Raw genomic sequence first — 22,893 nt, forward strand, 5'->3', positions numbered from 1 at the left:
CCGCTTCGGTGGGCCTTTTTTCTTACGTGAACGCGAGACGAAGGGAAACCAGTACATGTCTGGTTTGAGCCCAAAGCTACCTCGACTTGAATGCATCCAACCAAGGCGCTCCGAGAGTGAGAAGATTGTGCCGGTGTCGTTTGGTGAGTTAGAGTTGTATAGTGGCGAGATACCAGAAGAGATGAGTATGGCTCCTTCAGTTAACGAATTAGTTGGCAGCAAGCTCTCAGATTATTATGTCGAGAAACATGAGCATCCGTCCGGAAGCAAAATGATTTCGGAGTTTCCCGTTAGAGTTTGGGTGGTGCCCGATGCAGAAGAAGACGCAGTCGAAATCTCTATTGGTCCAGCAGGTTGCAGCATTGAAGTTGCGACCGGAAAACCTCATCCAGTGGACATGGCAGAGTATGGGCGGACGCTGATATTGCCGCAGTTTCTTGATGATGGCATCCGTACGCAAAGTGTTGTGAGAGCAAGCATCGAACCTTCTCGCCATGGCGAAATACTGGTGATGCAACTCTCAGATGGCTCTGAGCTGTCTTACGCATGCGATGGCGACGACGAACTTCGACCTTCGATTGACCAGTCGCAAATCTAAGGTATGACCGCTGTCTCAAATGGCAGCTTTGTCCGCACAGCGGACCTTGGCACCTTTCTTGGAAGTCTCTTCTGCCAACACTGATACAGGAAAGGCTGGGAGGCAATGTGTGGTTTGAGCCCTTACCAGACCTTCGCAATAATTTGAGGCTTCGCTCGTGCAGCATGTCGCAACCGGCGCAGTCCGGACATTCAATTCGGCGGAGTCAAGCGGAAGGCGTGTGACGAAAAGGACCTCTGCGAGCTTATCATGAAAGTGGTTAGAGGCGGGCAACCAATCCCGCTCGAAACGTATTAGACACGACCGACGTGGCGTAGAGCTGCAGTTTTCTTGCGCAGAAGCCCTGCTCCTAGATAGACATCGACTTCCCATAGAAAGGAAAAGGCCATAAGCATTGAATGCAGTATCGCCGTGCACAATTTCCACTTTGTGCGAGCATTGAGAATGTAAGAAGAAATTTCATGGAACAGCTCGATATTTCCGAGAAAAAACTGGACGAAGTCGCCGCGTTTTTTCAAGAATCCAAAGATCAGATCCTGTCTGAAGAAGATGCCAAGGTAAAACTAATCAACGAGGTTCTTTTTGAAGTACTCTGCTGGGCGCCCGCAGACTTGAATCTAGAAAGACATCATCCTAGCGGGTATTCCGACTATATTGTTGGCCGCCCAGATTGTCCTGAGTTTGTCATAGAGGCCAAGAAGCTAAACCTACTGGACTTGGAACTCACGCAAGTAGATCGGCAGCGATCGCTAAAACTCTCAGGGTCAGCGTTTAAGAAAGTTCGGGCTGAAATTACGCAGTCAAGAAGTTATGCAGACGATAAAGGCTTGCCGTTCGCCGTCTTAACTGATGGAAACGCTTGGATAATTTTTAAAACAACGGTCCCAGGAAAAAATTATCTAGACGCTGAAGCATTTGTATTCCCATCGCTCAAAGCTGTACAAAATTCGTTTAGTCTTTTCTTTGACTTACTTTCCAAGCCACATGTTACTTCAAGAACTTACAAACAATGCTTCGATGAAATCCATAACCCACGGGTTCTCCTAGAGCAGGAACTGCTCGCTCCGTTCGAGGACAGTGAAGTAAATCTAGCACGAAAGTCAGACCTGGCTTTTGACTTGGATAGGGTGTTTGACAAGTTCTTCGGGAAGATGCGGGGTGACGATGATCCAGACCTCTTAATTGAGTGTTTTGTAGAAACGCGTGAGAGTCGAATTGCGGATTTTTCCTTGGAGAAAATTACCGCGCGGATACTAGGTAACATTCAGGCCGAGAGTGGAACGGTTGATGAAAGGCTTACCAAACTTGTTAAGGCAGCTATTGCGATTGATGAAGGGCAAACCGTTTTTATCGTCGGGCCGACCGGATCTGGGAAAACCACGTTCATTGATCGGTTCTTTCGTAAAACGCTAGACAGGACCGTTAGGGACAACTGTGTTGATGTTCGCATAAGTTTCCTTGACGCGGGTGGTGCGGACTCAGGGATAACAAGCTGGCTCATTGAGGCTCTCATAGAGGCGCTAGAGCAAAAGCTATATGAGAACGGTCACCCTGACTATGACGATCTAAAAGGTATGTATTACAGAGAGTACGCGCGCAGAAGAGACGGAACAGGTGCCGCTCTCTACAGATCAGACAAGGGTGCGTTCCAAGTTGAGTTTGGGAAATTTCTCGATGAAATGGTCGAAAAAGACAGAGAGGGTTACCTAAAAAGGCTTTTGGCCGATGTAGCCAAAAATCGCGGAAAGCTCCCAGTGTTAATCATTGATAATCTGGATGAGTTCAGCCCAGAACAAAAAACCTCAATTTTTCAATTGACCCAAGCACTGAGGCGCCACGTCGAACATGCTTTGGTTATTTTCCCGATCACTGATAAAACGGCTTGGAACTTCAGCAAGTCTGACATCTTCGGAATTTACAAATCTAAGTCGTTTTTTTTACCCACTCCTTCACCCAGAGACATCCTGGCTAAACGAATCGAATACCTTCGCCGTCAATTGAAAGATCAGCCCTCCCACGGAACTCAAGGAGACTATCTTCTGTCCAAGGGCATCCGGGTCTCGATCGAAGACCTTGATGGATTCGCGAGTGCCCTAGAGGCTGTCTTCATTGGTCAAGAAAACACCGCCAAAACCCTAGGCGAGTTGTCAAACTATAATATCCGCCGGACGCTAGAGCTCGCTCGTCGCGTGATGACGTCCGCAGTGTTTGATATCGATGAACTGGTCTATTCCTACGTTTCCGGACAACCGATATCCGCCGACTACAACCGGTTCTTGGTGGCTCTGATGAAAGGGGACTATCAACTCTTTAGGCCGAAAGATGAGCACAGCATCCTTCCAGTCTTCCAGGTGGACTCCAAGTTTCGTCAATCACCCTTGCTAGCTCTGAGAATACTAGCTTTGCTTGAAGCGACTTCCGAAGTCGGCAGAAGCATTGATGACAAACACTTAAGTTTGCAGTCCATTGTTGACTACTTTGATGTTCTTGGCGTGGCAGAGAGTTCAGTAAATGTTTGTCTGAAGTTACTCCTTGATGCCAAGCTTGCAGAGCCATTTGATATGTCTGTATCAGAGCTGGAAGGCGGATTGAGTATTGCGATTACCCACGCGGGCAAAGCGCACCTGAATTTAGCACTTACCAGTGTTGTATTTGTGGAGCAGATGGCGCTAACAACCGCTATCGTTGATCAGTCAGTCGCAGACGAAATATCGGCAATTTACCTGAGTAGCGCCAGTATCTTCGAGAGATTTAAGAAAATTCGTAGGGCCTTCATCGATTACATTATTCGCGAGGACAGTGTTTTTGTCGGTAATATTCCCGATGAACCTAAGTTTTCTCGCCAAGCTGAAGTAACGGCTCGGTTGCTGACTTTGGTGGAAGGTCGGCGGAATGGAGGATTTGCAAAACCTTCATGGAAAAACCTGACGGGATTGGTGGATTGGTTTGATGAAAGAAAGGGATACGGATTCGTCGACGTTTCCGGCGTAAGTGGGCAGGTTTTTCTTCATGCAGAAGTTTTAGAAGCCTCAGGGTTTGCATCTATTTCAGATGGTGATGATATTATCTGCGATGTAGAAAGGCAGCCAAAAGGGCTCGCTATCTCCAAAATTCACAAGGTTAATACTGACCCTGATGTCGTTAGGGTGTTTCGCTGCGAAGTGGTCAAAATCATCCCTGAGCGCGGTTATGGATTCGCCGCAATTGAAGGGTATGAGAGGGACGCGTTTTTTCACTACTCAACACTAAGCACCAGCGACCTCAGCCAGTTAAGTGATGAAAGCACTTTTGAAGCTGAGGTCAAAATTAGCGCTGATGGAAGTACCGGGCAGGTAAGGAAGATACTTCGGTTTCTTTAATTGTACTGCCTTTTGGATTGCACCGGTTATGGTCAGCATACTGCCATTTTGTGTTAGTACCAACGTTTCGCAGGGTTTGCGGTGTCTGCATTCCTGGCATTGCTGCCGTCTGGGGCGATCCATGCCGCAAATGTAGCGAACGGCAGCTGTGTGGCCTTTTTATCCCCTGCATTGCCCAGAAAATTGCGGCCGCAGCGAAAGTCCGTTCTGTCCGGCGGTCTCAATGGATCGACGTAACACTTCACTTCGAGAGCAAAGATGGAGTGTTGGAATGGCCTATCGACGTCGAATTTATTTTACAGAGCAGCAAAGGGCGGAGATCTGGGATCGTTGGCAACGCGGAGAGTCGATGAGCTCGATTGGTCGACTGTTTGATCGGAACTCCTCGTCGATCTATCCGCTGCTGGCACGGACAGGTGGTATCCGCCCGCCGAAAAGGCGGCGTTCACGACTGGCGATGTCGCTGGCTGAACGTGAAGAAATCTCTCGGGGTCTGAAAGCCAGGCTATCTTTTCGTTCCATTGCCCGTCAGCTTCGTCGAGCGCCATCAACGATCAGCCGGGAGGTGCGTCGTAATGGCGGGCGACGCGTCTATCGTGCGGCCAGCGCAGACCTGGCGGCCTGGGATCGGGCTAAGCGGCCAAAGCTCTGCAAGCTGGCGGGGCAACCGCAGCTCTGTCACACAATAGCAAAGAAGCTCGAACGCAAATGGTCACCGCAGCAAATTGCAGGTTGGTTGAAGCGCGAGCATCCCAACGACGAAGGCGCGCGCGTGTCTCACGAAACGATTTACAGAAGCCTGTTCATCCAGGCCCGTGGTGTTTTGAAGAAGGAATTGCTTGCACATCTGCGCGCTACACGTGCCATCCGCCGATCCCGGCATGCGAGCCTGAAGCGCGATGGGCTCGGTCAAATCAAGGATGCGATCTCGATCCGGGAGCGTCCGGCCGCGGTCGAGGACCGCGCGATCCCCGGCCATTGGGAAGGCGATCTCATAGCGGGCTCAAAGAACAGCTTCATCGCGACGCTGGTAGAGCGGCGCACGCGCTATGTCATGCTCGCGAAGGTGGGTGGGAAAGAAACGCAGACTGTCGTGGCTGCGCTGACCGCTCAGGTCCAGCATCTGCCGAGAGAGCTTCGCCAGACTCTGACTTGGGACCGCGGCAAGGAACTGGCCGATCACAAGAGCCTGACCTTGGCCACCGATATCGACATCTACTTCTGCGACCCGCACAGCCCCTGGCAACGTGGCACCAACGAGAACACCAACCGGCTTCTGCGCCAGTACTTCCCGAAAGGTACTGACCTCTCCGTGCACACCCAACAACATCTCGATGCCATAGCTCGCGAACTCAACGAGCGGCCCAGAAAAACCTTGAATTACTTCTCACCGGCAGAGAAGTTCCAAGAGTGTGTTGCGTCCATCGGTTGAATCGGCAACGCAAAGTGGGCATTCGCCGCGGCTACACTTTGAAGGACAACGCAGGGGTTCAAGCCACCAACCGGACTTTCGCTGCATACGCGAAAAACCTGCTGTATACGCGAAGCGATACGTCGGGAGGACGGGGAGTAGACTTTAGCCGCTGTAGCAAGGCACCATAAACTTGTGGAACGATGCAGTTATTGGGACCAGATTTGCAAAGTCTTTACTGAGTGCCACCAAGGATAGAAGAAATGACAAAAAACGTAACGAAAAAGAATATCAAAAAGTACAGCCATGCGAACGGACGGGCAATCCGCTTAGCTTCAGCCTCTTGTAGGTTAAGATATGTCCCTGTGACTCTTTGATATTCCTGGTTAAATTTTTCAGGCCATTTATCTGGAAGAAAAATCTCAATCGTCTTTTTAATAATCAACGGGTTTTCTAACGTTCCACCGTGATCTGTGCCAATCATTGCCACCATCTCGTCCAACTCTGCGGGAAGCTCTTTTAGCTTCGTTGCCTGAGAACCTACAACGCCTTCCAGTAGCCCATGAAGTATATGAAAGTTTTCCGGCAATTTAGTGAATCTAATCGATTCCTCGAACCGCAATACATGCTCAAGCCAATCGTGGATCAAAGCGACAGATCGATCTATCGCGCGAATGTCGGCGGGTTCGCCGGGCGCCCCCCAGCTCTGGGTGAGTTTCTTCAATAACCCGTCGACAGGACCAAATATCTCCTGCATTTCGCTAATCTTCTGGTCAATCCAAACTATGGCTGATGCCTCATCAAGGAAAGAAAGTTGGCGCAGATAGTGACCGCCACTGAGGTCGTCCAGCTTCTCAAAAACTTCAGTGTTGTAGTGCCGAAGCAACTCCGCAGTTAGTCTCCACTCCCATCCAAGCGGCTTATCGATCAAAAGCCGACGTACCAATGGAGGTTTGTCCTGGAAGGGCGCAAGTTCTTCGTCCAAAAGGCGGCGGCGTACGTCATCACCTGGTTTGCCAAGCCGTCCCAACACAAAACTCTCGTGTTGCTCTCGCCAGTGCAGAAGTAGGTCTTCAGGGTGCCCCTTTTCATCGTTATCGACCGTTTTATGACAGTTGCGGCACAGCCAGATTCCGTTCGTGATGTCCGCGCGTAATGCATCGTTTGAACCGCGACGGTACCTGGCGCTAGAGGGTCGCGCGCCAGCAATATGCGCGGCCTCGCCGATGATTGTGGTTCCAGAAGGATCAGAGTTAGGGCCGACAGTGGGCACTCTGCAGTCTGGGTTGCTGCACAGATAGCCAGCGCGTTTTCCGAGTGCTTCTATAGTGGCCTTGTTGAAATCTGGTGCCATAATGCTCGACAGTACAATTTCTTACAAAGGTATTGCCTCTTGAGTGAACTGTCAGCCGAAATCCGACTTCGCCCTACTCGCATAGCTCTACTGGTAAGCCCTAACGACAAAGCATCTATCCGAAAGTTTATGCGAATCTGCTCCTGCTTGTGGGGAGGCATGTTCAATCCGATCATTCCCATCTTTCGAAATGCCCCTGATGAATGGCAGTCAACAGTCAAACGACCGGTGAAGGGGCTTGATGTTACTAAAGGCTATTTGAAGTTCTTTGAGCCAGACATCTTAGTTGAAGCGCGAGAAGGCCACGCTGGTCGAGCAGGTATATCACAGAGCCGCGGACGAGTTTTTCGCGATCATATTATTTCATTGGAGGATTTGCTCCGAGCCGAGCCACACAGAGACTATGCAGTGTTGACCCGTGGACTAAGCATGATCGATGTTTTTCGGGAAAAGTATGCCACAGAACGTAAGTTTGAGTTGAGGGATCGAAGAGACGCGCTCCTCGTAAAACCTGCTCCAAAGACACTGGCGTCAGAGGCCATGTTTGGGTGTTTTCCGAACCGTCAAGATAGCAGGTATTTTGGTCAAGGCTACCAAGATGTGTATCAGCCGGAGCTTTCAGAGTTTTCAATAGATACATGGCGGCGCGCTTTTATGGAGGGAGCATTTACACCGCTAGAGCTGACCAGTTTCAAACTTGAGACTGATCGAAACTGGCAGCACGATGTGAAGATTTTCGTGTATGACCCGTCAAAGACGACCGATGTAATCGACCTTTGGAACGCTCGTTTGGAACCTTGGCCGATTGTTCCAGTACCCGTCTTTTGGTTGGATGATCTGTCAGAAGATCTCGCAAGAATAATTCGGCACGAGTATCGTCCTCTTCAGGGCAATCCAAATGGCATCATGCATAACGCAACGATTGAGGTAGCTCGTTCGATTAGTGAGGCCGAGGCAAAGAAGGTACATTCGATCCTACCTGATGACCTTCCAAAGGGCTCAGTTGTACTGAAGCTTCGGAACAACGAGGTTTGGCGTCGAGAAGCTCACCCCAAAATGTCAGTTGAGCGTCCTCTTCGAGTGACGGCCGCCACAAAACGAGAGCAACTCAAGGTCAATCGAGAAGACAAACCAACAGTTCAATTTAGCGCTTTGTCTCCAAGTTTTGCTTCACAGTATGGAAGTGCACTCAGCGCGAGATGGGTGAATGCAGTAGACTTTAGTTCGTACCGTGACAGCGAGTTCGCAACGGTTTTACCATTCAATTCGACAACGTCGGATTGGCTCCGCATTGACTTCTTGGGCGACCATGTTGTCGTTGGAACGGAGGGATGGGTCTTTAGTCAAAACTACAAAGACATGGATCAAACTGTGCAGTTGTCGACGGCAGAGGAGGCTGTCGTTCAATGGTTAAATAAACTTGGCTTTAAGGCAGAATTATCAGAACCCGGTCGCATAGCGAAGCAAGTGCTGAGGCAATTGGACGGGACGTGGGGCATCTACCTACTCAAGGACGTAGAAACACTTGAGTATTTGAATGGGATGGCGGGCGGAAAACGCTTCAGGAAATCTGCGGATGGCATCCAAGAGGAGCAATTCGACCCTAAAACAAGGTCGTCAAACGACTGGGTAGGCTTGATGAAGCGTCGGGAGAAACGTTGCCCGCTGCCGAAAATCACCACGAAACACTTTACCGACCGAAATATCCTGTCGCTTGGTCTTTCATCGACTTGTCCAACGTGTGCGGCGCAGAATTGGCACAGCCTTGGTGACGTCGACTTCAATGTACGTTGCTCAAGGTGCTTAGAAAGCTATCCTTTTCCCCAGGGAGAACTTGCAACAAAGAACCGGAACTTTGGTTACCGAGTGATGGGCCCGTTCGCAACTACCGACTACGCGCGCGGATCATATGCGACGCTACTAACTTACAATTTGTTGAATGATCTGAGATCGGGCCACCCTTCAATGTCATTCGCTCCAGGAGTTGACTTAGACTTCATGGACGGCGCTCCTCCTTGCGAGGTCGACTTCATTGCATGGAGATCCCGAGAGCACTTCGGTGAGACACTTGAACCTGATCTTTTAATTGGAGAGACCAAATCATTTGGAAAAGGCGATCTAATTCAAGATGATGATGTTGCGCGGCTAAAGAGAGTGGCCGGGCGGTTTCCAGGTTCGATCATCATTTGCTCTGTGCTTCGCAACCATTTCACAGATAACGAAAAAGTAAGACTAAAGAGATTAGCGCAGTGGGCCCGACGTCCAAACAAATCATATGAACCCACCAACCCAATTGTTCTCCTCACTGGGAACGAACTTTTCTTTGACATCACACTCGGGTCCACATGGAAGGACCTTGGTGAGCCCTACTCGAAGTACGATGACTACGATTACACCAACAAGTTGCGAGGTTTGTCAGAAGCCACTCAAGCAATCTACTTGGGCCTTTCCCCATACTTTGAAGACGAACGATACCAAGTACGGCGCGGTGTTCGCAAAGCTCGCAAGGCTTGAATTTTCGGCACAATACTGAATCGCAGCGAATGTCTGAAAAGAGAGTTGTGACCGCAGAAATCAAACGACGAGCTCAAGATCAGATTTGGGCAGGGCTCCAATGCCGCGCCTGCAAATACGAGAATCTGAGGCAATGTCGGCTCAGGGCTCCTCCGGCACCTTGGCCGCGTTTTGCATGATTGGCAATTCTCGCTAACGTACTATCCTACCTTTTCCCGGACCAACCCTCCGCTATTTCTCGTGTACATTCCTGCTGACACTGATTTCTCAAAAGACTGTGTCGGAAACGCCTGAGCTAGAAGCTCTGCGCCTTGATCACCGTCGCGATGCGTTCGCCGATAATCCGGCTGGATTTGCGTGATGGATGAATGCGGTCGAAAGCAAAATACGATGCATCTCCGGATTGAGCCACGTCCTGGTTTGAGACAAAGGTAATGCCTTCGTCCAAATCTGCCAGCTTGGCAATCCGGGCCTCCAATTCGTCGCCTTCAGCTTTGCAATGTTCAATCGGTGTGATCAGGCCGGGGCTGCGCAGATACCCAACATAGATCACGCGAGTACCTGTTTCACGGATTTGACGCAGAAAGTGCGGAATCTGCCCTCTTTGACCATCTTCCGTAATTAAATTATCGATCACCGCGTCACATCTCGTACACCCACAGCCTAGCATCAGATCATTTCCGCCGCCGTTTACGACGGCCCAGGACCAGCCGCCCTGGACAAACTGAGCCTGAACCCCGGACTTCGGCGAGCCGTCTTCATCGAACTGCGTTTGTAGCCACGCGGCTGAGACCGAGCGATCAACCACCGGAGATCCTATGGACTCCTCGATCACATCTGGGATTGAAGAGCCAACAGTCGCATTCCATGCCATCATCGAGTCGCCTACAGCGATTACCTTTGCGCTCGGAGTGTTGGAAGGAGACTCCTGACACCCAAGCAGAACGCCTAACGCACCGACTACTAAAAGCCCTTTCTTTAACACGTCGAACCTTACTCTGGGGGCCACTTGTGTCCGAACGCTGACTGCTAAATACTTATCTCCCATTTTGGCTTCTCCTTTTCGTGAAGTTGGCGGGAGTTGGTCTCCATTTTGTGGCAGCTACCCGAAGCTTTGGTTGCAGCCGCAAATCTCTCGCCCTTGCAGGAAAACATACGCCTCGACGCCCGCTAGAGTTTCAGGAGTGTGCAAGTATTTTCAGTTCAGGATTACAGTTCGACTAGCGTTACCCTTGATTGTCTGTCTCTGGTTAACGCTCCCGGAGTCGGCGGGTTTACCGAACCGGTGCACGCAGTCGTTTCGACGGGTAAGAATTCGTTATCAAACCCGGCGACCTGGGAGTGAGCGTGGGTTTGCGAAAAACCAACCAGCTTAACGAGTTGCACCCTGCGCAAGCAGACCCAAGACTTCTCATTGAAGAGTTCATCCCTGGATTAGGTACAACATTAGCCGTGTTAGCGAGCCACATGTTTGCGGTGGCCTGCCAGTAAATTGGGATCGAGCAGTGCTCAAACTTCTTGTGTGACATTGCTCTTTTGGCGAACGGGTCTCTGCCAAGAACTCCAAGGGTTGATTCAGTTGCAACTATAAGTAACCCTATTCTTATTTGTAGGGGGAGGCAGCCATGCCCTCAATTAAGTTGACGACTTGGAACATCCAATGGATGAACAAGTTTTTTCAAACAACGCCAACTGGCACAGCAAAATTCAAAACTGCGGATGCGATCGAAGAAACCTGTCAGCGGGTCGCCGGAGTTATTAAGGACATTCGTCCCGACATTTTGGGGGTTCAGGAGGGCCCTAGCAACAAAGCCCGCATGAGAGCCTTTGTTCGGAAGTACCTCGACAACGAATTCGACATTTACACGATGCCAAGCGGAGCGCAAACGAACCATGCTCTGGTTCGAAAGGGCATTGATATTGGTGTCAAACAGCTCCCCGAAACGCACAAGATCTATGAGTATCTTTCCCGCAATGTCGAATACTACACTTGGACCGAGGTCGAGCGGGTATCAGCCAAGAAAATTCCGAGAAAACCCGTCGTGCTTTCGCTTACTTCACCGTCGAGGCCAGGCGAAACAGTCGAGTTGATGATTTTCCATACAAAGTCGAAAATTTCCGACCTCCGAAGTGCGAACCAATGGGAGAACAGAGATGAAGATGCCATTGTCAGCGCGCTTGAATCAAGGCAACGACTGTCCGGCGAATTAGCCGCGATACGTCGCTATCTCACACATGCTATTTTGAGTGGACGGACGGCTGGATGCATCCTGATCGGCGACCTGAACGAAGGGCCAAATCGCGATATCTTCGAAGAAAAGTTCCTTCTGACAAACATCGTTGATGAATTGCGAGGCGGCTTTCATCGTGAGGAGGCGCTCATGCATCACGCTCTGGCACGGGAATGGCTCGATCCAGATCGAGCAAAGGCTTATACGGCCGAATTCAGGGACGCCACGCAGGGCGGTCGTGAAGTGAAAGTGCTGCTCGACCACATAATGGTTTCGACGTCACTTAGGCACGGAGATGCGCCATTTACCATCGATCAATCCGATGGTGTGATCGAACACGATGCCTTTGAAGCCCAAGTTAAAAACTCAGGGAACAAGCGGCATGAGCGTCCGAGCGATCATATCCCGGTCACAACGCTGCTCTCTTACTAACCGCCAACTATTGCTTTCCAGAGGTGAGGTGATCCGAGCCTATCGACGTCAAATCTTCTCTGTTGCGAGCGTCAACTAAAGAGATCGGCGCCCGCAAGCTGGATAGATTGTTACCCAAAATATCAATTACCTGGACTTTGCAAACAAACAGAAATCAGCGTGAGCTTCGTTATTTGGTATCAAGGACATTCTAATGGATCACATTGAGGCATCAGAGGAAAGTTTTGGTCGGGCCAACAACTACTACATCCTGATGTGGCTAACGACGGCATTGATATTGGCAACAGCCTTTTTGGATTTTCGTACCCATAGAATTGAAAGGAACATCAATCAGCAAATCATTGAGTTTTATGGACCTATGGAAGGAGATGCAGCACGCCTGGCGCAGGAGTTGCGTTCCTTTGCCTACCTGTCACCTGGCTTCGAAACAGAACGACAGGCCATAGACTCGATGCGACGCCAGCGAAGTGAACTGATTGCCAAAATTAGGGCTATCTCGGACCTGATGCTCGCAAAATCAAACCTCAGCGTCGACGACCGCGTTGCTATTAACATTCCCAAAAATCAGATCGGAGCGCTGCTCATGCTAAATGACGGATCCGATCAAATGGGTGAGTTCCCGCATATTGACGAGACGGAACAATTGCTCTTGGCCGAGCATTCTTCCGGATCCTATTTGTTGGCGGACTCGATCGCTGCTCTGCGGGTAGAAGATGCCGTACGCTATCATTGGATCGCATCATTGGGATTGCCCGACTGGTTGGAGGCTTTTGACAATCTTGAAGCAGCTTTGCGGGCGGAGAGCGATCTGACGGAGCACATTGCTACACTCGACGCTCTTCGGGTCAGAACCATGAGTGATGACATCCGTGATGTCCGAGCTTTTTCGCAAAAGGTGTGGACTGCTTGGATCACCTCACCTCAGAATGCCAATAGCGAAGAAGAGGAGCGACGCCGTAAACGCCTGACACTTCACCAGACCAGCCAATTCCTGGAACAGGCCCAGGCAAGAAAAGTTCAGTTGGATTTGCGGGCTACCGGTCAAACAAGCACTGTGACCATTCCGGTTGTATCAATTCCGCTTCAACTGCGTGACGCCATCCTTATCGCTCCGTTAATCTTAGTGTTTTGTGCGCTGGCTATAGCAACCTACACACTGCGCGCATTGCGCTATGCTCCGGAGAGTAAGGTCAAAGATGAGGTGATCGGCAATCTCCCAGGATATTACGCCTTTTATGGTCTAAACAAACATGTCGGCATTGGTGTTGCCTATTTCTTGTTGCTCGCACCGCTCGCGCTTTTGACATTCGTCTTGCCTGCACTGACACCAGTGATCCTGGATGGATGGGATTGGAAGGCGGTCGTCTATTTCATGAGCTGCTTTGGGGCGTTCATCTTCCTCGTCATTCCGCTTTCGATGATACCCCGGGTCATCAACCTCATGAAACGCGGGATCGTGATCAAGGCTCACCCGGCATCAAGCTTCCCGCATTTTGACATCCAGAAAGGGCGGACAGGTATTCAAGCATTCTCAACCGGCCCATCGACGGCCATCGTTCCCGCTCAATTTGTCGGATGCTGGAAAGTCCAGACTAAGGATGCGAAGCAGATTTATTATCTCCGCATCGAGGCAGACGGGCGGTATCATATCTCGGACGGAAAGCGCCGGTTTTCGGTCACCGCCGATGGCACAACATTGGACTGGGACGGCTCGATCTGGACCCGCAATCAGGGCAATGTACAGACGATTGAGGGAGTTTGGGACCATTTCCCTGATGTACTGACAGTTGCTTCTGATTTGTCCACGAACATGACTATACCCGGGTTTACATTGCCGGGGCTGATGGACACGTACGGCAACAACGCTGGCGGCGATCTTTTATATTTTGAGCAACGCGCAACGATTGCCTCTATCACTGACTTTGGGGATGGAACCTATGAGGCTACCATCCAATCGATATTTGGCGGGGTAAGCACATTTGAGATGGAATTGAAGAACAACGTAATGATCTTCACGATGCCTAGCGGAGAGGCCTTCAAATTCGACGGTGTTGACTGCAGTTCACTTACCTAAGAGGAGCCTCTGCCATTACCAATCAATCCCCAATTTCTCTTTTGCCTTAGGCGTCTGGCTTCAAGGTTCTGCGTGTGTTCTAAATCATGTAGGATAACACGCGTTTCGTGCGGTATCTAAAAATAATGGCCCACAAAGCCCTCAACCGTCCGGTTTTAGGTAGTGGCGTCTGCCTTGTGAGATCTTCCACTTTTGTTTCGGCCAACGCGCGGCGCAGGGAAAGATTTTTGCTGTCAGTTTCCCGTTTTGACGCGGCCGCGTAGTCTTCCTCCATCTCGCCGGACACACGCAGCCACATTCAAGAATATGTGGATAGTCAGGGTGCTGGATCCGGTGCAAATACCGGTGTCTTAACTTTTGCACACTTGCATTGGGTGGAGGGTTCGCCGAGATCCTCAAAGCCGATGCAATCCCAACCTTTCTTAGGAACATTCTGCTTTGACCATTTCCCAAATATCGACACTCTAGATCCCTTAGGATTCAGACACGGGCAGCTTGATTAGACAATTGCACGCCAGCTTTTGCTCGACTAGATCGGCAAGTGCAGATTCAGCCTCGGTCTGTGTCGCGCACCAATCTTGGAGATGCCGGCCCCGGGTTCCAAAACGCCCCCAACCAAGACATCGGACTCTGAGATTTCGTCGAAGCGCCAGATTCTGAAGCGCAATGCGACTTCGGAGCAGCTGATTGCCCGGAACGTGAAGAAATTCCGAAATTCTTTCTCAATGTCCGCTTTTTTTGCGCGACTACACATTTCACCAGGCAGATCATGTTCGTGTAGCCTTCGATCTACTCGCCAAGCACGACTTTATCGATCCGGCGGCCAATTACGCGAAGGGCATCAGAACATTTGCTGCAAAAGCTGGTGGGCCGAAGAAGTTTAATCTCATGATCACCTGTGCCTTCATGAGCCTGATTGCAGAGACTGGGCAACTGCCCCGTACTCGACTTCGATACCTTTGTTTGCACTAACGCCGATTTGATGTCGAAAGATGTGTTGATGAAATGGTATGATAGCGAACGGCTGCACGCAGACGCAGCGCGTGAGATGTTTCTCCTGCCTGATGTCGCTTAGTTGACAAAGACGTAGGGAGGCCAAGTGGTACGCACTAAGATTTTGGGAGCCGTGGGGTTCTAAAGGCAAACTGAAAGGCGTTTCAAGAATGATTGCCTATGTTACATTTGGCGTTGATGACATCGAGCGTGCCCAGCGATTTTATGACGCCTTTCTTCCAGCACTTGGCTACCAGCAAGATACGCACCAAGGCGATTTGAGCTATGCGCTGCCTGTACAACCTGGCCAAACCGCTGTCCTTCCCGAATTCTACGTGAAGTCACCTTTCGACGGCGCCGCCGCCTCCGCCGGAAACGGAACAATGGTCGCGTTCGAAGCGCAAAATCAACAGCAGGTTCGAGACCTCTACGCCGCCGCCATTGCCGCCGGTGGTCTCGATGATGGGCAACCCGGATTTCGAGACACTTACGGACCCAACTTTTATGTTGGATACGTTCGCGATCCCCAAGGTAACAAGATCGCACTGTTCTCCAGCAATCCGAACGAACCGGGCCGAGACGGCTAAGCGGTCGATGAGGGTCAAGACCGCTGCTTGTCTCGCCAATCCAAGGCGATACACAACTTGCAGCGGGCTCAAACCGCGTTGGGCAAGTTAGTGGTGGGCAACAGTCAAGGGAAAGCGCCAGCGTTTAAACCTTCCACATGGCAAGGTTTCGCAATCGCAGCGAAAGTCCGGAATGACGGGTACACCGCAGTTTATCTCGTTAGCGCTGGAAGTCAGCTTGGGGTCGTCAGGCGAAGCGCTTTGCCCCGACCACGCAAATCACCACAAAGATCGTGACGCCGATCATGGATGGCGCAATGGGCTCAGCGAGCAATAAGGCCGTGAGGATCAGACCGAAGAACGGCTGGAGAAGTTGAAGTTGTCCGACACCTGCCGTACCGCCCAGTGCTAAGCCATGATACCAGAAAATAAAACCAACTAGCATTGAAAAGATCGAGACGTAGCCCAGGCTAAACCAGACTGGCAAGGTTAGCTCGTTTAGCGTGGCCGGCCATGTCAAAACCGCGAAAGCTGCCATCAGCGGTAGTGATAAGACCAGCGCCCAGGAAATGACCTGCCATCCCCCCAATCGGCGTGACAGCTGCGCTCCTTCGGCATAGCCCAATCCGCATGTGATTATGGCAGCGATCATGAAGAGATCCCCGACGAGTGATACTTCGGCGTTTTGGCTGAGAGCAAAACCGACGACAGCTGCGCTGCCGAGGATCGAGAACACCCAAAACAAAGCGGTAGGTCTCTCACCACCGCGCAGCACGCCAAAAGCCGCGGTGCTCAAAGGTAAGAGACCGATAAAGACGATCGAATGCGCGGCTGTGATATGTTGCAATGCCAATGCCGTCAAAAGTGGAAACCCGATCACGACACCCAAGGCGACGACCGCAAGTGAAATTAGATCCGCGCGCAGTGGCAGCTTCTCTCTAAAAAGAGCCAGCAAGAATAGCGCAAGTACAGCTGCAAGAACCGCTCGGGCTGATGTCAGGAAGAATGGGTCTAGACCGCTTACGGCTACCCGTGTGGCCGGTAGTGATCCACTGAAGATTAACACTCCGAGCAGTCCACTGCCCCAGCCCGAAAACGAGGAGTTCATCAATGAAAGGTCCTTTTTGGGGACCTTGTAGCTGGAATGGTGCAACAAATGCAGATACAAAACAATACAATTGATACAAACTGTACTGCTCAATGATCCCACACAGGGAAGATCGAATATGGCCATTGCGACCCGTAGAACCCTTGTGATGGAACATATCACGCGTCGCATCCGATCGCGGTCACTTGTTGCCGGTGACAGACTGCCTTCAGTTCGAAGCCTGGCTTCGCGGCTGGGCGTATCACCTTCGACAGTGGTAGATGCCTATGATGTAATGGCCGCTGAACGGATTATTATTGCTCGACGAGGCTCAGGCTTCTTTGTGTCAGACCGGGTGCAGCCCTTCGTGGTGTCACAAACTGGGCCGCAGCTCGAGCGAGAGATTGATCCGCTTTGGGTCGCGCGACAATCGATTGATGCCGGTGAGGGCATGGCAAAGCCCGGATGTGGCTGGATGCCCGCTGATTGGATGCCTGTCGAGGCGCTCCGGCGAGCTATGCGTCGTGTGGCACGTGGCGAAGATAACGTGCTTACGGATTATAGCAGTGCACAGGGGCATTTTGGTCTACGTCAGCATGTGGCACGAGTGTTGTGCGACCAGAACGTAGAGGTAGATCCCGACACTGTTTTGCTCACAAATTCTGGATCGCAGGCGCTGGATTTGATTTGTAGATTGCTTCTCCAACCCGGCGATACAGTGCTGGTGGATGATCCGTGCTACTTCAATTTTCAGGCCCTTCTACGAGCCCATCAAGTTACCATTGCCAGTGCCCCCTTCACGCCAAATGGTCCCGACCTTGCTAAATTTGAAAATGTACTTAAGACCGAGCGCCCTCGGCTCTATCTAACCAACTCTGCATTGCACAACCCGACAGGCGCGACACTCGCTGCAGCGACGGCGCATCGTGTGCTGTCTCTGGCCGAGGCCTATGATCTACAGATTGTGGAGGATGCCATTTTCTCTGAGTTTGAACCTGATCTTTCTCCAAGACTGGCATCACTGGATGGGCTTAACCGGGTTCTCACGATTGGAAGCTTCTCCAAAACCCTGTCCGCATCGTTGCGATGTGGGTACATAGCCGCACGCCCTGATTGGATTGCGGCCCTGACCGAGCTTCAGGTTGCGATCTGCTTCGGCGGCCCCAGTCCGATGGTGACAGATTTGTTGCACACAACGCTCACCGACGGGAGCTATCGCAAACATATGGATGCGCTCAGATTAAGACTGGATCGCGCACGCACCCGCGCAACCGATGAGTTAGAAGCGTTAGGCATTAGGCCCTTTGTTAAACCCAGAGGCGGATTTTATCTATGGTGTGAACTGCCCGAAGGACAGGATGCTGCAGCGATAGCGAGGAAGGCTCTCCAGAAAGGTGTTGTCCTAGCGCCCGGAAATGTCTTCAGCCCAAGCCAATCCAAGAACTCGTTTCTCCGTTTCAACGTAAGCCAGATGGAGGAAAAGGCCCTTACGGAACTGCTTCGCGATCTGATGAATGCCACGTAGTTTTAGTGTCTGCTATCAGTAGTGCTCAGAAATTCTATCACTCAGGGTGAAAATCTGCGATCCGTGAGTTTGCAAACCTCGAAATCTGTGCTTGGAGCGAAAGTCTAGAAAGCGGGCTGCAATCACAGAACCATGAACTGGTGCCAAGGGTCAGCTTTGGGCCGCAGGCAGTGATCGATACAATTCACCACCGTTAGGATGCTGGCTGTCTATAAGGTCAGCTCGGAGCCTAAACCGGAAGTCTCAAGATTTCGCTACGTGGGCAAGCAATGCTAAAACCGCTGCCGAAGCGAAGGACCTTGTGCTGCAACGCGGCTCCAAGAAACTGCCATTGATAGACTGGGCACCCAATTTGTTGCCACTCATCACTTTAGTCACCGGGGTTTTCAGCTAGTTCATTGAGCGAACGCGTCACAACCAAGGTTCATGATAAACCTAAACCGCCGCAAGGCCCTCGGTAGCCGATGAAAAAAGGTCAGGCTCTCCGGCGGATCTGGCGATCAACATGGCTCCTTCGAGCTGCGACAAGATGCGAATGCCTTTGTCTGGTGCAGCTTCATTAAGGGACTCAATGCCGAATTGAAGAAACGCATGTGCTTCTTTCGCGACTTCAGCAGGCAGGCTGTCGCCCTCGACTGCGAGTATGCCACACAGGCACATCAGTCCATCTTGCCTGAGCGCCTTGTGAAACAGTGCGCGCCAAGCCTCAACCCGGCCCTGTCCTGTTTGTTCTGAGGCTTCGAGCGCGTCAGCAAAACGCTCTCTATACCTTTTAGCCACGGCTGCGGCGAGATCAGGCTTGGTCGGGAAGTGATAGTGAACGCTGGCAGATTTTATACCCACTTCGCTGGCTACCTCACGAAAGGAGAACCCGCTGTATCCGTGAGTGCGGATGAGCCGTTCGGCTACGTCGAGAATAGCATCGCGTCGGTCCGACATCGAGAAATCCTAACTGATAAGCAATAATTACCTATCGATAGATAGAAAACACTTGAACGTCAATGCAGCCCTGGCTTATATAGGCTACCTATCGATAGATAGATAGGAGAACCCCATGGTCAAAGGTAAGGTCGCAATCGTCACCGGAGGCAGTTCTGGTATTGGCAAAGAAGTCGCACGCCGCTTTGTGGAAGCCGGTGGTTCGGTCGTCTTAGGCGGTCGCAGCGCGGAAAAGCTGGAAGCCGCCGCGAACAACATCGATGAAACCGGTGCGCGCGTCGCAGTCGTTTCCGGCAATATCGCTGACCCCGAAACCGGTACCCTGCTCGTTGCCAAGGCGGAAGAAGCGTTTGGCGGCGTGGATATACTGTTCAACAATGCGGGCGTTTTCCGTCCAAAACCGTTCCTAGAACTGACCGTCGACGAATATGACTGGTTTCTGGACACGATCCTGAAAGGCAAATTCTTTGCTGCCCAAGCTGCTGCCAAGGCGATGATCAAACGCGGTGGCGGTGCCATCGTTCAGACCGGGTCCCTCTGGGCATTGCAAGCGGTAGGGGCCACTCCATCGGCGGCCTATTCGGCAGCCAATGGCGGGGTTCATGCAATGGTGCGCAACCTCGCGCTGGAACTCGCGTCAGAGAATATCCGCGTCAATGCCGTGGCACCCGCCGTTGTTGAGACGCCGGTCTACAACACCTTCATGAGCGACGAGCAGGTCGCAGAGACTCTGCCCGGTTTCAACGCTTTTCACCCGTTGGGCCGCAATGGCCGTCCCGCGGACATTGCGGATGCGCTGATGTTCCTGGCTTCGGAACAAGCGAGTTGGATCACCGGACAAGTTCTTTCGGTAGACGGTGGTGTTACGGCGGGTCGCCAGTAGGCCGGGTAGACAGTCTACAAAAAGGAAAGGCCGGTCAGAGGGATTTCTGACCGGCCTTTCCTTTTGTTCCCAGCCTACAGGTTAGAGGCTGGTGGGTTTTTCGCGCCGAGCTGTGCTAGGGCGACCTCTGCCGCTTCGAGCGTGCCTTCGATGTAGCCGCCGAAGCTTGGTGCCACCTCGGTTCCTGCAAAAATCAGATGCCCGTCCCACAATCCGTGCATTGCCATGGGCAGCCCGTAGGCTGGGTGGCTGTATTGTGGGGCGACGTCTGCGGCGGTCGCGGTGAGCGGATCGAAAGCCCAGTCTTTGATAAAGAGCTTGCGCGGGGTCGACGCCTCGGCCCCAAAGAGGCGCACGAGCTGTTCCAAAACTGCCTGTTTAAGGCGTACGGCATCGGTGCGGGCTGCTGGCGGCACGCCAACGAACCCAAACAGAGCAAACGGACCTCCCCTCGCTGGTGACGCGTCGTGTATTTCGACCATGGGGCCGCGTCGGCTCGTGGCGTCGCCGGAAAGCCCGGCCTCACGCCAAAAAGGCGTGTCATAGACTACGACGGCCTTGGCCTGACCTGCCATCCACGTGGGCACTTTGGCCATCGCTCGCGTTGCCTGCGTGGGAAGGGCGGGAGTAAACGTCAGCCCAGCGGCGATGCGGGGAGGCATGGCGATCACAACCCGGTCGCCCGCGACCACTGCGCCGTCTTTCAGCATCGCACGGCAAACCCCACTCGCCATCTCGAGGCTTGCGACGTGTGCATTGAGGCTCCGACGGGTTTCGGGGATGCAGGAGACAAGCGCCTCGGTCAGGCGCGACAAGCCACCTTCGAGCCGCCAGGACCCTGCCATGGACGCGAAACCATAGCCGCGCTGGACGTGGCCGCCCTCGTCCTCATAGGTCAGATCGCCCTTGGCAAATTGATCGAATTTGTCGAGGCCAAGACGCGTAGTCAGTGACGCAATGCGCGGCTGACCGGGCCAGAACCAGGCGGGCCCGAGGTCGTATATGCCGTCTCCGACGCTGCGGGTCATGATCCGCCCGCCAAAGCGGTCGCGCGCCTCGAGAAGGAGATAATCGCTTCCCTGAGCCTCCAGGCGCTCGGCGAGATAAAGGCCGGAGAGACCGCCCCCGATAATCAGTGTTTTCATAGATTAGAAACTTTCTGAGGCTGGACGCAGATCCAGATCATGGGTCGAGGTGGATTTGGGCTGATGGTCGAGTTGCCAATAGGCCTCGGCGATCGCTGTGGGCATTTCGGCCTCTTCGGAAAGGTCGAGCGCATAGAAGGCACCAACAGAAGCTTCCGGCCGGCTGCGACCGAGGCCCACAGGGGTGAACCTGCCGGACTGGAACCGGGCGAGAAGCGATTGACCGAGGCCAGCACCGGCACCGATGACAATTACAAGGGGGCCGAATATGCCATCAAACAACTGGCGCGCGTGCATGCACCAGATGGCCGGTCTTGATCCAGACTTTCGCCCCTTCGGCCCCTGCCTGCGCCGAGAGCTTTTGGCCAGACGGCAAACGCAGCCAGCCGCCCTTGTTCAAGACGTCGCCTCCCTCGACCAGGCTACCGGACAGTACCAGCAGTTCCGTACCGCCTGCATCGTTGATCTCAAGCATAGCACCGGGGTCAACGTGGCTGTAGGTGACCGTCTCGCGCGTATCCTTGTGGAGTTGGGCTGTAGCGACACCATCCACCGGAGTGGCGAGATCTTCGGCCATGTTCTTGTGGAACTGGTTCCGGTCGTCCATGTCAAATTGCCAGAGTTTCACAAAGATCGTGCAGCCATCATCCGAGCCCGGCGTATGGGTCGTGGTGGGCGGGTTTCGTACATAGGTTCCTGCCGGAAAATCACCGTGTTCGTCCTGAAAGACTCCTTCGAGAACGATGAACTCTTCCCCGCCCGTATGGGTATGTTCCGAGAAGTGACTGCCGGGTGCGTAACGGACTATGGTCGTGGCGCGTGCCACTTCATCCCCGATGCGATCCAACATGCGACGGTCCACGCCGGCCATAGGGGAGGCGATCCAATCAAGGTCCTCCGAGTGAACGACCACCCGGGCATCAAAATTTGCATTAAGTTCCATTTTGCCTCCTAGATTGTCTGACCCTTGGGGAGCCGCTTGAATGCCTTACGGAGCAAAGGGCATCACCATCGATCCAAAGTCTATCTATCAGTAGATAAGTATTGTCGCAATGCCTAAATCGAATGTGACTTCGCCAAGAACCGGTCTGATGACATCGGCTGAGGTGCAGAATAGATTTTGCCCCACATGTGAAGGGACGCCGCACCAATAAACCTCAAGTATAGAATAATGGCTTTGTCCCGAGAGCTGCACTCTCGTGCTGACTAAACCGAGCAGCCGCGGCGAAAGTCCGGTTTGGTGGGCGCCAATAGCTGCATCAACCGAAAGACATCGTTCCGGTGCTTCTTAATGTCCACGCCTTTGACAGTTTCGTCACCTTTTTCACGTCGGCTGGACAAATCAACGAAAGCGCGCGCTTTAAACGGTATGAGCAGAGTTTCATCGAGCAAGGAGATACCTTGGATCTCGCGTTTGGATCCAACAAGAGCGTCGTAGTAATCTGGCTCAAGCAAGATTGCTGAGAGGCTAAAATCGTCATCGGCGACCTTTACAGTGGCCAATTCATCGCCGCCTTCGAGTGAAAAGATGTCCGTCTTTGTCGAGAACAGCTCAAGCATTTCAGGGTATGAGTCATCAGTTGGCTTTTCAAACCGGTAAAACTCGCGACGTCCACCCGAACGCACGCGAGCTTGATAGCCGCCTTAATCAAGGAACGATTTTAGAGCTGTGGCAAAACTAGCATCAACGACATCGACACAAAGCACCATGTCAATATCTCTGGTAGAGCGAAAGTCGACACCCACCTCTTCAAAGATTAAATGGCAGGCAGACCCTCCAAT

At 52.2% G+C, this 22,893-nt stretch carries 18 protein-coding genes; 9 read left to right on the top strand and 9 right to left on the bottom strand.

Translation table 11 applies throughout. From position 1 onward, the window contains the following. Positions 1-55: 55 nt before the first annotated feature. The 3 genes from ACXAGD_RS23060 (at position 56) to ACXAGD_RS23070 (ending at position 5,389) form a co-directional block, all read left to right on the top strand. Entirely contained in the window at positions 56-598 is a 543-nt protein-coding gene (locus ACXAGD_RS23060) for a hypothetical protein (protein ID WP_475214500.1), read from the top strand. Between the two features lie 461 nt (positions 599-1,059). Beyond that, positions 1,060-3,957 carry a cold shock domain-containing protein gene (locus tag ACXAGD_RS23065; protein ID WP_475214502.1) on the top strand — a complete coding sequence of 966 codons (2,898 nt, stop codon included), beginning with the start codon at positions 1,060-1,062 and terminating at the stop codon, positions 3,955-3,957. A 271-nt stretch (positions 3,958-4,228) separates the two neighbouring features. Continuing rightward, on the top strand, positions 4,229-5,389 hold the full coding sequence (locus ACXAGD_RS23070; RefSeq protein ID WP_475214416.1) for an IS30 family transposase: 1,161 nt from the start codon (positions 4,229-4,231) through the stop codon (positions 5,387-5,389). A 214-nt stretch (positions 5,390-5,603) separates the two neighbouring features. Here the strand turns inward: ACXAGD_RS23070 and ACXAGD_RS23075 are convergent, their stop codons facing one another. After that, on the bottom strand, positions 5,604-6,722 hold the full coding sequence (locus ACXAGD_RS23075) for a hypothetical protein (RefSeq protein ID WP_475214504.1): 1,119 nt from the start codon (positions 6,720-6,722) through the stop codon (positions 5,604-5,606). Between the two features lie 159 nt (positions 6,723-6,881). Here ACXAGD_RS23075 and ACXAGD_RS23080 point away from each other — a divergent pair, with 159 nt between their 5' ends. Further along, positions 6,882-9,236, top strand: coding sequence for a hypothetical protein (locus ACXAGD_RS23080; RefSeq protein WP_475214506.1), 2,355 nt, complete (start codon positions 6,882-6,884; stop codon positions 9,234-9,236). Between the two features lie 295 nt (positions 9,237-9,531). Here ACXAGD_RS23080 and ACXAGD_RS23085 read toward each other — a convergent pair whose 3' ends face one another. Further along, entirely contained in the window at positions 9,532-10,284 is a 753-nt protein-coding gene (locus tag ACXAGD_RS23085) for an SGNH/GDSL hydrolase family protein (RefSeq protein ID WP_475214508.1), read from the bottom strand. Positions 10,285-10,861: 577 nt separating this feature from the next. Between ACXAGD_RS23085 and ACXAGD_RS23090 the strand changes: the two genes are divergently transcribed. Both ACXAGD_RS23090 and ACXAGD_RS23095 read left to right on the top strand, forming a co-directional pair. Further along, entirely contained in the window at positions 10,862-11,899 is a 1,038-nt protein-coding gene (locus tag ACXAGD_RS23090) for an endonuclease/exonuclease/phosphatase family protein (protein ID WP_475214510.1), read from the top strand. A gap of 193 nt (positions 11,900-12,092) precedes the next feature. After that, the gene (locus ACXAGD_RS23095; protein ID WP_475214512.1) at positions 12,093-13,973 is read left to right on the top strand and encodes a hypothetical protein; all 1,881 of its coding nucleotides are present in this window, start codon (positions 12,093-12,095) and stop codon (positions 13,971-13,973) included. A gap of 473 nt (positions 13,974-14,446) precedes the next feature. Here ACXAGD_RS23095 and ACXAGD_RS23100 read toward each other — a convergent pair whose 3' ends face one another. Continuing rightward, a complete protein-coding gene (locus ACXAGD_RS23100) occupies positions 14,447-14,689 on the bottom strand; it encodes a WGR domain-containing protein (RefSeq protein ID WP_475214620.1) in 243 nt (80 codons plus the stop codon). Between the two features lie 447 nt (positions 14,690-15,136). Between ACXAGD_RS23100 and ACXAGD_RS23105 the strand changes: the two genes are divergently transcribed. Next, entirely contained in the window at positions 15,137-15,553 is a 417-nt protein-coding gene (locus ACXAGD_RS23105) for a VOC family protein (RefSeq protein ID WP_475214514.1), read from the top strand. A gap of 226 nt (positions 15,554-15,779) precedes the next feature. Here ACXAGD_RS23105 and ACXAGD_RS23110 read toward each other — a convergent pair whose 3' ends face one another. Continuing rightward, positions 15,780-16,766, bottom strand: a complete 987-nt coding sequence (locus ACXAGD_RS23110; protein WP_475214516.1) for a DMT family transporter — start codon at positions 16,764-16,766, stop codon at positions 15,780-15,782. Here ACXAGD_RS23110 and ACXAGD_RS23115 point away from each other — a divergent pair. After that, positions 16,759-18,144: an aminotransferase-like domain-containing protein gene (locus ACXAGD_RS23115; protein WP_475214518.1), complete on the top strand. Its 1,386-nt coding sequence runs from the start codon at positions 16,759-16,761 to the stop codon at positions 18,142-18,144. The two genes, ACXAGD_RS23110 and ACXAGD_RS23115, sit on opposite strands and share 8 nt — an antisense overlap. 435 nt (positions 18,145-18,579) lie before the next feature. Here ACXAGD_RS23115 and ACXAGD_RS23120 read toward each other — a convergent pair whose 3' ends face one another. Then, positions 18,580-19,083, bottom strand: coding sequence for a TetR/AcrR family transcriptional regulator (locus tag ACXAGD_RS23120; protein ID WP_475214520.1), 504 nt, complete (start codon positions 19,081-19,083; stop codon positions 18,580-18,582). A 115-nt stretch (positions 19,084-19,198) separates the two neighbouring features. On the opposite strand from ACXAGD_RS23120, the gene ACXAGD_RS23125 reads away from it, so the two are divergent. Further along, positions 19,199-19,966, top strand: a complete 768-nt coding sequence (locus ACXAGD_RS23125; protein WP_475214522.1) for an SDR family NAD(P)-dependent oxidoreductase — start codon at positions 19,199-19,201, stop codon at positions 19,964-19,966. A 74-nt stretch (positions 19,967-20,040) separates the two neighbouring features. Here ACXAGD_RS23125 and ACXAGD_RS23130 read toward each other — a convergent pair whose 3' ends face one another. The 4 genes from ACXAGD_RS23130 to ACXAGD_RS23145 all read right to left on the bottom strand — a co-directional run bounded on the left by ACXAGD_RS23130 (position 20,041) and on the right by ACXAGD_RS23145 (position 22,671). Then, positions 20,041-21,111 (bottom strand): flavin monoamine oxidase family protein, encoded by a 1,071-nt coding sequence (locus tag ACXAGD_RS23130; RefSeq protein WP_475214524.1) that lies wholly within the window; start codon positions 21,109-21,111, stop codon positions 20,041-20,043. 3 nt (positions 21,112-21,114) lie between these two features. Next, positions 21,115-21,408, bottom strand: coding sequence for a hypothetical protein (locus tag ACXAGD_RS23135; RefSeq protein WP_475214630.1), 294 nt, complete (start codon positions 21,406-21,408; stop codon positions 21,115-21,117). Then, positions 21,386-22,054 carry a cupin domain-containing protein gene (locus ACXAGD_RS23140; protein WP_475214527.1) on the bottom strand — a complete coding sequence of 223 codons (669 nt, stop codon included), beginning with the start codon at positions 22,052-22,054 and terminating at the stop codon, positions 21,386-21,388. The genes ACXAGD_RS23135 and ACXAGD_RS23140 overlap by 23 nt, the downstream gene beginning before the upstream one ends. A gap of 263 nt (positions 22,055-22,317) precedes the next feature. Then, positions 22,318-22,671, bottom strand: coding sequence for a hypothetical protein (locus tag ACXAGD_RS23145; protein WP_475214530.1), 354 nt, complete (start codon positions 22,669-22,671; stop codon positions 22,318-22,320). Between the last annotated feature and the right edge of the window lie 222 nt (positions 22,672-22,893).

Source organism: Ruegeria sp. ABF4_144, from assembly GCF_056160045.1.

Coding starts and splice junctions, on each gene's coding strand:
- ACXAGD_RS23060 (WP_475214500.1), top strand. CDS start 56: ATGTCTGGTTTGAGCCCAAAGCTACCTCGACTTGAATGCATCCAACCA.
- ACXAGD_RS23065 (WP_475214502.1), top strand. CDS start 1,060: ATGGAACAGCTCGATATTTCCGAGAAAAAACTGGACGAAGTCGCCGCG.
- ACXAGD_RS23070 (WP_475214416.1), top strand. CDS start 4,229: ATGGCCTATCGACGTCGAATTTATTTTACAGAGCAGCAAAGGGCGGAG.
- ACXAGD_RS23075 (WP_475214504.1), bottom strand. CDS start 6,722: ATGGCACCAGATTTCAACAAGGCCACTATAGAAGCACTCGGAAAACGC.
- ACXAGD_RS23080 (WP_475214506.1), top strand. CDS start 6,882: ATGTTCAATCCGATCATTCCCATCTTTCGAAATGCCCCTGATGAATGG.
- ACXAGD_RS23085 (WP_475214508.1), bottom strand. CDS start 10,284: ATGGGAGATAAGTATTTAGCAGTCAGCGTTCGGACACAAGTGGCCCCC.
- ACXAGD_RS23090 (WP_475214510.1), top strand. CDS start 10,862: ATGCCCTCAATTAAGTTGACGACTTGGAACATCCAATGGATGAACAAG.
- ACXAGD_RS23095 (WP_475214512.1), top strand. CDS start 12,093: ATGGATCACATTGAGGCATCAGAGGAAAGTTTTGGTCGGGCCAACAAC.
- ACXAGD_RS23105 (WP_475214514.1), top strand. CDS start 15,137: ATGATTGCCTATGTTACATTTGGCGTTGATGACATCGAGCGTGCCCAG.
- ACXAGD_RS23115 (WP_475214518.1), top strand. CDS start 16,759: ATGGCCATTGCGACCCGTAGAACCCTTGTGATGGAACATATCACGCGT.
- ACXAGD_RS23110 (WP_475214516.1), bottom strand. CDS start 16,766: ATGGCCATATTCGATCTTCCCTGTGTGGGATCATTGAGCAGTACAGTT.
- ACXAGD_RS23120 (WP_475214520.1), bottom strand. CDS start 19,083: ATGTCGGACCGACGCGATGCTATTCTCGACGTAGCCGAACGGCTCATC.
- ACXAGD_RS23125 (WP_475214522.1), top strand. CDS start 19,199: ATGGTCAAAGGTAAGGTCGCAATCGTCACCGGAGGCAGTTCTGGTATT.
- ACXAGD_RS23130 (WP_475214524.1), bottom strand. CDS start 21,111: ATGAAAACACTGATTATCGGGGGCGGTCTCTCCGGCCTTTATCTCGCC.
- ACXAGD_RS23135 (WP_475214630.1), bottom strand. CDS start 21,408: ATGCACGCGCGCCAGTTGTTTGATGGCATATTCGGCCCCCTTGTAATT.
- ACXAGD_RS23140 (WP_475214527.1), bottom strand. CDS start 22,054: ATGGAACTTAATGCAAATTTTGATGCCCGGGTGGTCGTTCACTCGGAG.
- ACXAGD_RS23145 (WP_475214530.1), bottom strand. CDS start 22,671: ATGCTTGAGCTGTTCTCGACAAAGACGGACATCTTTTCACTCGAAGGC.